The following is an 8659-nucleotide window of genomic DNA, read 5'->3' as shown; positions in this document are numbered from 1 at the left end:
GTCAAGAGCTTCCTCTCAATGGTCCGCCTGCACCCGGCGGCGCAAGCCGAGACGGACCTCAACCAGGTGGTCCGCGCGGCTCTCGAAGTGACTGCGTACGGCGCCAGGTCGACCGGCATCATTATCGATACCGATTTCGCCAGCGGCCCGCTGCTGGCCATGGCCGACGCCGACCATGTCACGCAAGTGGCCGCCAACTTCCTCATCAACAGCCAGCACGCTCTGGCCGGCATCGGCGGCGACCGGCTGATCAAGGTTCGCACGTTTCGCAGCGATCGCGGCAATCCCTGTTTCTCGGTTGAGGACAACGGGCTGGGCGTGCCGGAAGCGATTCGCTCTCGCATCTTCGAATCTTACTTCACCACCAAGCCGGTCGGCGTCGGCACCGGCATCGGCCTGTCAATCTCGAAGTCGATCATCGAACGGCACAATGGCAATGTCTGGTTCGAGGAAGTTCTGCCGAGGGGCGCCCGTTTCGTCGTCCAGTTGCCGGCGATCTCCGCCGGCGCGGCCGCCGCCGGCGAAACCCCGTCGCGCTCGAGCGGATTGCGTCACGCGCTGATCATCGACGACGAGCCGGATGTCGCGGCGTCGCTGTCCGACATTCTGGAATTAATGGGCATCAAGTCGCGAGTCGTGCCGGCCTGGGCATCGGCCGCCGCGACCTTGACCGGCCACATGCCACCGGACATCGTCTTTTCCGATCTGCGCATGCCCGGCACCAGCGGCATATCAGTCTATCGCGAACTGCTCGCCGAAAAGCCTGATCTGGCGCGGCGCTTCGTTCTGGTCACCGGCGACCTGATCGGAGCGAAAGCCGAAATCGAGGCGTTGCCGGCGCCGCAGCGTCCGCAGATCCTGGAAAAGCCGTTCAGCACGCTGGATGTGCGCGGCGTGCTGTCGGCCATCGCCGAGCAGGCGGCATTGGGCAGCTAGAACCTCGGACTTGGTGGAAATCGGCTTTTGAAAAAATTCGATGCTCAAACGAAGGGTTAGAGGCCAGAGAAAAAACTCCCGGCCGACGATGCGGCGGGAGCCTGCCTGGAGCGCTGGAGGGTCGCTCGGGGCGCATCAAAAAACGTTCGGCGTATCGGTCAGCGGCGGGGCATTGGCGATCACGCGAACCGCACGCGCCTTGTGAATGCCGGATTGCTCGGCAATGACGCGCAGGCAGTCCGCACTCTCGGCGCCCCAGGCCTGCCCCTTGCAGACAAAATCGATCTCCGGCATCGGCAGGCGCGCGGTCTTGGTCGTGGTCGGCGCGCCGTCGACGATGTTTGCCGGCGGGTTCAGTGAAGCAAAGGCGGGACCAACTGTCGGCGCGAACGCCATGCCGGCGAACGCGGCGGTGCCCAGCACCACGAACAGCGCCATCGGATGGTCATTGGCGCGCTGGCGCAGCGCCAGCTTCGGCCACCGACCGTTGCGCTCGGGCGCTTGCAGGCGGCGGTCATTGCCGGCAGTCCGGATTTTCGTATGCATCGCCATTCCCTTCGTCGATCTTCTTTTTCTGTGGAAGCGAACATAGCCGCACCCGGTAACGGACGAACGACGCGCGCAAACTGGCCGTGTAACAGATTTGAAACCGGAATTCGGACCACATCCGGTCATCGCAGGGCGAGGCAGTTCGTTGCCGAATGTTTTCGTCGAGTCGCATGTTCACGTGATCAAATCACGCCGCCGCTCTGGCCCGGCGGCATACGGTCGCCGGCTCGAGCGACTCGCCTGCGACCATGGGGCGCTGGTGATTACTGCGGATTAAATTCCGAGAGGATTTTCTGTGCCGCAATGCGCCCAGCCACGATTGCGCCTTCGACATAGCCCGGAAACGACGGCGACAATTCCGAGGATGCGAAATACACTGGCGGCGCGCCGGCCAGTATGGTTTGTTCGGCCTCGGTGGCACTCGTATCGATGATGAGATCGGCATAGCCGCCGCCGCTCCAGCGATCATCGGTCCAGTCGCGACAGCTGAAATCGGTGAACTTGCCTGCATCCGTGCCGAGCGCCTGCTGCAGCCGCGCCGTAACCTCGCGGCGCAACGCGGCATCTCCCAGTTCCCGCCAGCGGAGGGCAAGCGGCCCGCCGACGAAAACGACCAACGCAGGGTGGCCGTCGTCCTTGCTGGCGTCACAGGCAAAAAGTGCCGGCGGATCGCGCCACATCACCATGCCGCTCAAGCCCTTGGCGCGCCAAAAGGCTGTGGCATAGCGCAGCTGTATTTTGATCACCGCGCCACTTTGCCAGACGCCGAGGGCCTTTTGCAAGGCAGCCGGCAGCGACAGCGCGAAGGCCAGCTTCGAAGCCATCATCGGCGGCATGGCGATCAGCGCGATTCGAGCCGTGATCGAGCCCGTCGTCGACGCGAGGCGAACGCCTCCCGGTCTGCGCTCGATCGTCCTGACCGGCGCGTTCAATCGCAGGCGGTCGCCGAGATCGCCAGCCAGATCATCCGCCAGGGACTGCATGGTCTCGCGTACGAAATACTGCAGCTCCGACACCTCATTGGTGATACGGCGGTCATTGTCGATGAGGTGCCAAAGCGGCAGTTTTTCGAGCGCCTGGCACCACAGGCCTTCGATCATCGAGCGAAAAGCCGCCTTGGCCTCACCGGAATCGTTCTGGCGATCGAGCCATGCGGCGACGGTCAAGCCGGCAATAGTCGGATCGCCCGGTGCAATCGCGTTCATGCGGTCGCGGATCGCCATCGAGGCGTAGTAGATTCGCTCGGCATCCTGTTCGCCCGTCAGCGGCTGGGCAATGACTTCGCCCTTAACATAGGTCTCGACCAACGTCTTACCGAGCGTTCGCACCAAGGCCATCAGTTCCGGCATGTCCTCGCACAGGAACTGACCGCCGCTGTCGGTCCGCTCGCCAAGCCCATTCCACTTGGACTCGACCCGCCCGCCGACGCGGCCGCGCGCCTCGATCAGCACAAAATCAATGCCGGCCTTGTTCAATTCAAGCGCGGCTGACAGGCCGGTAAAGCCGGCGCCGACGATGGCGACATCGGTTCGTACGGCCTGGCGCTTCAAGAGCCGGCCCTGAAGTTCTCGCAGTCCGCAATCATCCGCGGCTTGAGCTCCGAAGACAACGGTCTTGTCCAGATCATCAAAACCCCGCTCGATCGATATATTGCAGGTCGCTGGCTACTCTGCCGGGCGACACGCTTTACCCGATGGTCTTTTCCAGCATACTGATCCAGTTGCGATAGGCGATCTTCTCGATCAGCGCGCGACCGAAGCCGCGCTCGGCGAGCGCATCGAGCAGCTTCGGCAGGCCGGTGACGTCGCCGATCACAGCCGGGATCATGGCGCCGTCGAAATCGGACCCGAGGCCGACGCCGTCTTCGCCCAGCGCCTGCAGCAGTGAATCGACATGGCGCACCATGATGTCGAGACTGGTATCGGCATTCATCCTGCCGTCCTCGCGCAAAAACCCGGTGGCGAAATTCAGCCCGACCAAGCCACCCGACTCGCGGATCGCGCCTAGCTGCCAGTCCGTGAGGTTGCGGGAATGGCCGCAGATCGCATGGACGTTCGAGTGGGTCGCGACCAACGGGGCGTCACTGATCTCGGCGACGTCGCGAAACCCCTTTTCGTTGAGATGCGAAAGATCGACCATGATGCCGAGCTGGTTGCAGGCCTTGACCAGTCCCTTGCCGGCATCGGTCAGGCCAGGTCCGGTGTCGGGCGTCGACGGGAAACGGAACGGCACGCCGTGGCCGAAAGCGTTCGGGCGGCTCCAGACGACGCCGAGCGAGCGCAGGCCGGCCCCATGCAACACGTCGAGCATGTTCAGTTCGGGGTCGATCGCCTCGACGCCTTCAATATGGAACACCGCCGCGATCGACCCTTGCGCCATCGCATTTCGCACGTCGCCGGCGCTGCGGCAGACGGTGAGCGCCGACGCTCGTTCCAGCCTGAACAGGATCGAGGCCATGGCGATGGTGGAAGCGAGCGCGTCGGCGCGCGGAATTTCGGGCGGCAAGGGCTCGGTATCGCTCGGCGCAGGTGGAACCGCACTGCGCTTGGATTTTTCGACCGGCGGCGGAAAGATTGCGAACATGCCGCCAGCAAAGCCGCCCTTTTTCGCGCGCGGCAGGTCGATGTGGCCACCCTGCGTTCCCTCGATGAACAGCTTCTCAGCATCCGCGTCCTTCGACTGATAGAGCCTGAGCAGCGTATCGTTGTGGCCGTCGAAGACGGGAACGAGGTCGGTCTCGGTCATCAAGGGATCATTCGGTTCGATTGGTCGGGCGGCAATATACCTACTTAGGCAAGGCAATACCTACTAGGCAAGACAGCCCACTAGGCAAGACAGGCGATCTGCGCAAATGCCACAGCGATGGATGCCTTATGGCTGCCCGCCCTCAACCGTCATCGCGTGCGGAGGCCTATGGGTAGGACCAGCGCTATTGCTTCAGCACGTCGGCCCATTCCTTGTGACGATGGAACTGGGCGTTGGCGAACGGACAAAGCGGGATGATCTTCTTGCCCGCCGCGCGCGCGTCCTCGACGGCTCGGGTAACGAGGCGAAGCCCGGCGCCCTGGCCGCGAAACGCATCCGGCACCTCGGTGTGGTCGATGATGATCTGGTGCTCGCCTATCTTGGTGAAGGTCATCTCCGCCTCGGCGCCATCAGGCCCGCGCAAGAGATAACGGCCCTTGGAACCGCGATCCTCCAGTTCGATCTCCGGCAATTGGTCAAGCATTGCTTACGCTCCTTCTATCGGCGTAGCGGACAGGAACCGCCGCGCCGCCTCGATCTCGTTCGACTGCACCTCATGGCCGCCGTCGTGCCACTCCACTGTTACATCGGCGCCACCGGCGCGCAAATAGGCCTCCAGCCGCGACGTCAGGTTGGGCGGACATATCGGATCGCGCCTGCCTGCTGTGACCAGGATGCGACGGCCGGCGAGACTTCCCTCGATCTGCGGTTCGAACGGGATCAGCGGATGCATCAGCACCGCCGCGTCGAACAGAGAGGGCGCCGCGAACACCACCGACGCCAGGATGTTGGCGCCGTTGGAATAGCCGAGCCCAAGCACCGACGAGGGTTTTGCCGCCTCGACATGCGCCTTGACGAAACCGACCATCTTGTCCGTCGCCCGCGCCAGGTCGCCCATGTCGTAGACGCCCTCGCCGGTGCGGCGGAAAAAGCGCGCGGCACCGTGTTCCGAGACATCGCCGCGCGGCGAGACGATAGTCGCCTGCGGCGCGAGATCGCGCCCGAGCGACAGAAGCTGACTCTCGTCGGCCCCGGTCCCGTGGAAGACGAAGAGCAGCGATCCATCAGGCGAACCGGGCAGTGCTTTGTAGATGTAAGCGTCCTTACTCATGGCCTTGTCCTCAGTCTTCCAGCTTCTGCAGATGTTGCTCGAGATAGGACCTTAGATGCCGGTGCTGCGACGGCAGCTTCAGCGCCTCGCCGAGATGGGCGGTGTCCTCGTCGCGGTCGAAGCCGGGCTCGTTGGTGGCGACTTCGAACAGCACGCCGCCCGGCGTGCGGAAATAGATCGCCCAGAAATAGTCACGATCGATCACCGGCGTCACCTGATAGCCGGTGTCCATCAGCGCCTTGCGCACTTCGAGTTGCTTGGCGCGGTTTTCGACAGCGAAGGCGACGTGGTGGACGGAGCCGGCGCCGAGATCGGCAAAAGCGGCGCCCGGCAACGATTCGATATCGACGATATTGGCGCCGTTGCCGTTCTTCACCGCCAGCCTTTTTACAGTGCCGGACGTGTCGACTTCTTCATAGCCCATGAATTTCAGCAGCTCTTCGGTGGCGCCGCCATCCTTCAGCCTAAGCGACACCGAGTGGAAGCCGCGGATCGCCTCGTCGGAGGGAACATCGCCCTTCGCCCACGGCCTCCGGGTGTCTGCCTTGTTCTCGACCAGCGCAAACCCGTCACCATCGGGACCAGCGAAGCCAAGGCGCTTCTCACCGAAGCTCTCTTCGCGCGACAGCCCGGCGACGCCCTCATCGGCAAATCGCTTTTCCCAATAGGCGAGCGTGCCTTCGGGCACCGAGTAGACCGTGGTGCCTACTTCGCCAACGCCGTGGCGACCCTTGCCGATATTGGGGAACGGAAAATAGGTCATCACCGAACCGGGCGTGCCGAGCTCGTCGGCATAATAGAGATGGTAGACATCCGGCGCGTCGAAATTGACGGTTTTCTTGACCCGGCGCAGGCCGAGCTTTTTGGTGAAGAACTCATTGTTTTGACGCGCATCCCTGGCCATCGAGGTGACGTGATGCAGGCCTTTGATCTCGTCGAGCATTTTTCCTGCTCCTTTCCTTGTCCTGTGCGGCCCATGCCGCGGTCCACGCGTATATGAGAACCGGCCAGCCGGCGGCAAAGGCCGCAAACACAGATGGACTGTGCTCTAAAAGTGAACAATAAGGCATCTTTTGTTCACGATTTGGCGAATACCTGAGGCTTGCGTCGCCACAAAAATTCGGCTCCATGAGCGGCACGTTTTCAATGAAGGATACAGCATTGGTCAGAAAAGACAGGCCCCCGAATGTTCTCCTGATCACCTGCGACCAGTGGCGCAGCGACTGCCTGTCGGCGGCAGGCCACAAGGTGGTGCGGACGCCGAATGCCGACGCGCTCGCCGCCGAGGGTGTGCTGTTTCGACAGCATTATGGCGGCGCGGCGCCCTGCTCGCCGGCACGCGCCTGCCTATACACCGGCCTCTACCAGATGAACAACCGAGTTTGCCGCAACGGAACCCCGCTCGACGCCCGTCACGGCAACATCGCGCTCTCGGCGCGCAGTCTCGGCTATGATCCGACGCTGTTCGGCTATACCGACGTATCGCCCGATCCGCGCACGCTGGCGCCGGGCGACCCGCGGCTAAAAAGCTACGAAGGCGTGCTGCCCGGCTTCACCGTGCGCCAACTCCTGCCGGAGCACCAGAAACCGTGGCTGTCGTGGCTCAAGGCGCGCGGCATCGAGAGCAGCGCCGGTTTTCCCGACATCCATCGCCCAGCGGACGAGTTTGGAGCCAGGACCGACGGCGCGGTGACAAGCGCGCCGCCCGTCTACTCGAAGGACGAAACCCCTGCTGCTTTCCTGACCGGCGAATTCGCCCGCTGGCTTGACGAACAGGAGCGCGATACACCGTGGTTCGCGCATCTTTCCTTCCTCAGCCCGCATCCGCCCTTCATCGTGCCCGAGCCTTACAACAGGATGTATGATCCTGCCGAGGGACCGGCTTTCCACCGCGCCGTGGGCTGGCAGGCCGAGGCAGAAAGCCATCCCTACCTTGCCTATAACCTTGACCTGCAGGAGCGTTCGAATTTCCGCCCCGGCGCCGAGGGCAAGGTGCGCGACTGGGGAGACGACAATTTTTGCCGCATCCGCGCGCTCTATTACGGTATGATCTCGGAGGTCGACGCACAGCTTGGCCGCATCTGGCAGGCGGTCAAGGGGGCGGGTGCATGGGATGACACCATCGTCGTGCTGACCTCCGATCATGCCGAGATGATGGGCGACCATTACATGCTGGGCAAGGGCGGCTTCTTCGACGGCAGTTATCATATTCCGCTGATCATCCGCGACCCGCGTCGCCGCAAAGCGGCCGGCGCCAAGGTTGATCGCTTCACTGAGGCGGTGGACATAGCGCCGACATTGCTCGCCCTGCTTGGCGAGGAAACCCCGCCGCATCTCGACGGACGATCGCTGAAGCCGTTCCTGGACGCCGTCGAGCCGGGGGACTGGCGCGAGGCCGCGCATTGGGAATTCGATTTCCGCTCGGTGGCCGAAGGTGATGCCGAGCGCCATTTCGGCATCGGTCCGCGCCAGTGCAATCTGGCCGTCATCCGCACGAAACAATTCAAATATGTACATTTCGGCGGCGGCCTGCCGCCGCTGCTGTTCGACCTGGAGCAGGATCGAGACGAACTAACCAATGTCGCTGCCGATCCGGCCTATCTGCCGGTCCGGTTGGAGCTTGCCGAAAGGCTGCTTGCCTGGCGGGCCGAACATCTCGATCAGTCGCTGGCGCTTGCCGAACTGACCGACGATGGCGTTGCCGGCCACGTCGCAGGCCTGCCACCTTTCCAGTCATGAAAAAAGGCCCGCGCCGTTGCCGGCGCGGGCTTTTTTTCGTCGTTAGAGCGAATTAACGCATCATCATGCGCTGCTCGTCGCGCTTCTCTGCATAGGTGCCCTTGTCGTACGCGACCTGCGCCTCGAGCTGCTCCTTGGTGAAGTTCGTGTAGAGATAGCGATTGCCATCCTTGTCGGTCATGAATTTAAGATTGTCCATGCCGACCGCCACTTCCTTCTCGCCAACGCCGAGGAAACCGCCGACGTCGATGATGACGGCGTCGACCTTCTTGTCGCCCGTCAACACGACGTCACCAATCTCGCCGACGTTGACATCATTGGCGCCGTAGACGGTGGTTCCAACCAAATCTTCGGACCGGATTTCGTTGATCGGCATTTCGGTCAGCGCCGACTTGTCGATCGCCGCGGTCTGCGTCTGGTCGGGGGTTGCGTCAGGCGTTGCTGCAGCCGGGGCCTCGGCTGTCTTGTCCGCCGGTGCTGGAGCAGCCGGGTCAGGCGTTGTTGCCGGGGCCTGCGCCGTCTTGTCTGCCGGTGCCGGAGCAGCCGGGTCAGGCGTTGTGGCCGGGGCCTGCGCCGTCT

Annotated in this window: 9 protein-coding genes; 2 read left to right on the top strand and 7 right to left on the bottom strand. The window is 63.1% G+C overall.

The window, feature by feature from the left end; all coding sequences use genetic code 11:
* A partial coding sequence (locus EOA85_RS19690; RefSeq protein WP_164759758.1) for an ATP-binding protein occupies positions 1–936 on the top strand: 936 nt, incomplete at its 5' end.
* Positions 937–1071: 135 nt separating this feature from the next.
* Here EOA85_RS19690 and EOA85_RS19685 read toward each other — a convergent pair.
* The 6 genes from EOA85_RS19685 to EOA85_RS19660 all read right to left on the bottom strand — a co-directional run bounded on the left by EOA85_RS19685 (position 1072) and on the right by EOA85_RS19660 (position 6284).
* Positions 1072–1482 carry a hypothetical protein gene (locus EOA85_RS19685; protein WP_127210845.1) on the bottom strand — a complete coding sequence of 137 codons (411 nt, stop codon included), beginning with the start codon at positions 1480–1482 and terminating at the stop codon, positions 1072–1074.
* Between the two features lie 266 nt (positions 1483–1748).
* Positions 1749–3035 (bottom strand): flavin monoamine oxidase family protein, encoded by a 1287-nt coding sequence (locus tag EOA85_RS19680; protein ID WP_127210844.1) that lies wholly within the window; start codon positions 3033–3035, stop codon positions 1749–1751.
* A 136-nt stretch (positions 3036–3171) separates the two neighbouring features.
* A complete protein-coding gene (locus EOA85_RS19675; protein WP_127210843.1) occupies positions 3172–4230 on the bottom strand; it encodes a dipeptidase in 1059 nt (352 codons plus the stop codon).
* A 184-nt stretch (positions 4231–4414) separates the two neighbouring features.
* Positions 4415–4714 (bottom strand): GNAT family N-acetyltransferase, encoded by a 300-nt coding sequence (locus EOA85_RS19670; RefSeq protein WP_029348700.1) that lies wholly within the window; start codon positions 4712–4714, stop codon positions 4415–4417.
* A gap of 3 nt (positions 4715–4717) precedes the next feature.
* Positions 4718–5341, bottom strand: coding sequence for an alpha/beta hydrolase (locus EOA85_RS19665; RefSeq protein WP_065007442.1), 624 nt, complete (start codon positions 5339–5341; stop codon positions 4718–4720).
* A gap of 10 nt (positions 5342–5351) precedes the next feature.
* Positions 5352–6284: a VOC family protein gene (locus EOA85_RS19660; RefSeq protein WP_127210842.1), complete on the bottom strand. Its 933-nt coding sequence runs from the start codon at positions 6282–6284 to the stop codon at positions 5352–5354.
* Positions 6285–6487: 203 nt separating this feature from the next.
* Here EOA85_RS19660 and EOA85_RS19655 point away from each other — a divergent pair, with 203 nt between their 5' ends.
* The gene (locus EOA85_RS19655) at positions 6488–8080 is read left to right on the top strand and encodes an alkaline phosphatase family protein (RefSeq protein WP_164759757.1); all 1593 of its coding nucleotides are present in this window, start codon (positions 6488–6490) and stop codon (positions 8078–8080) included.
* Between the two features lie 52 nt (positions 8081–8132).
* Here EOA85_RS19655 and EOA85_RS19650 read toward each other — a convergent pair.
* On the bottom strand, positions 8133–8659 hold a 527-nt coding region (locus tag EOA85_RS19650), incomplete at its 5' end, for a PRC-barrel domain-containing protein (RefSeq protein ID WP_164759756.1).

Source organism: Mesorhizobium sp. M5C.F.Ca.IN.020.29.1.1 (genome assembly GCF_003997375.1).
Taxonomy (GTDB): domain Bacteria; phylum Pseudomonadota; class Alphaproteobacteria; order Rhizobiales; family Rhizobiaceae; genus Mesorhizobium; species Mesorhizobium wenxiniae.
This window is presented reverse-complemented; position numbering and strand designations above follow the sequence as displayed.

Coding starts and splice junctions, on each gene's coding strand:
- EOA85_RS19670 (WP_029348700.1), bottom strand. CDS start 4,714: ATGCTTGACCAATTGCCGGAGATCGAACTGGAGGATCGCGGTTCCAAG.
- EOA85_RS19655 (WP_164759757.1), top strand. CDS start 6,488: ATGAAGGATACAGCATTGGTCAGAAAAGACAGGCCCCCGAATGTTCTC.
- EOA85_RS19660 (WP_127210842.1), bottom strand. CDS start 6,284: ATGCTCGACGAGATCAAAGGCCTGCATCACGTCACCTCGATGGCCAGG.
- EOA85_RS19665 (WP_065007442.1), bottom strand. CDS start 5,341: ATGAGTAAGGACGCTTACATCTACAAAGCACTGCCCGGTTCGCCTGAT.
- EOA85_RS19685 (WP_127210845.1), bottom strand. CDS start 1,482: ATGCATACGAAAATCCGGACTGCCGGCAATGACCGCCGCCTGCAAGCG.
- EOA85_RS19675 (WP_127210843.1), bottom strand. CDS start 4,230: ATGACCGAGACCGACCTCGTTCCCGTCTTCGACGGCCACAACGATACG.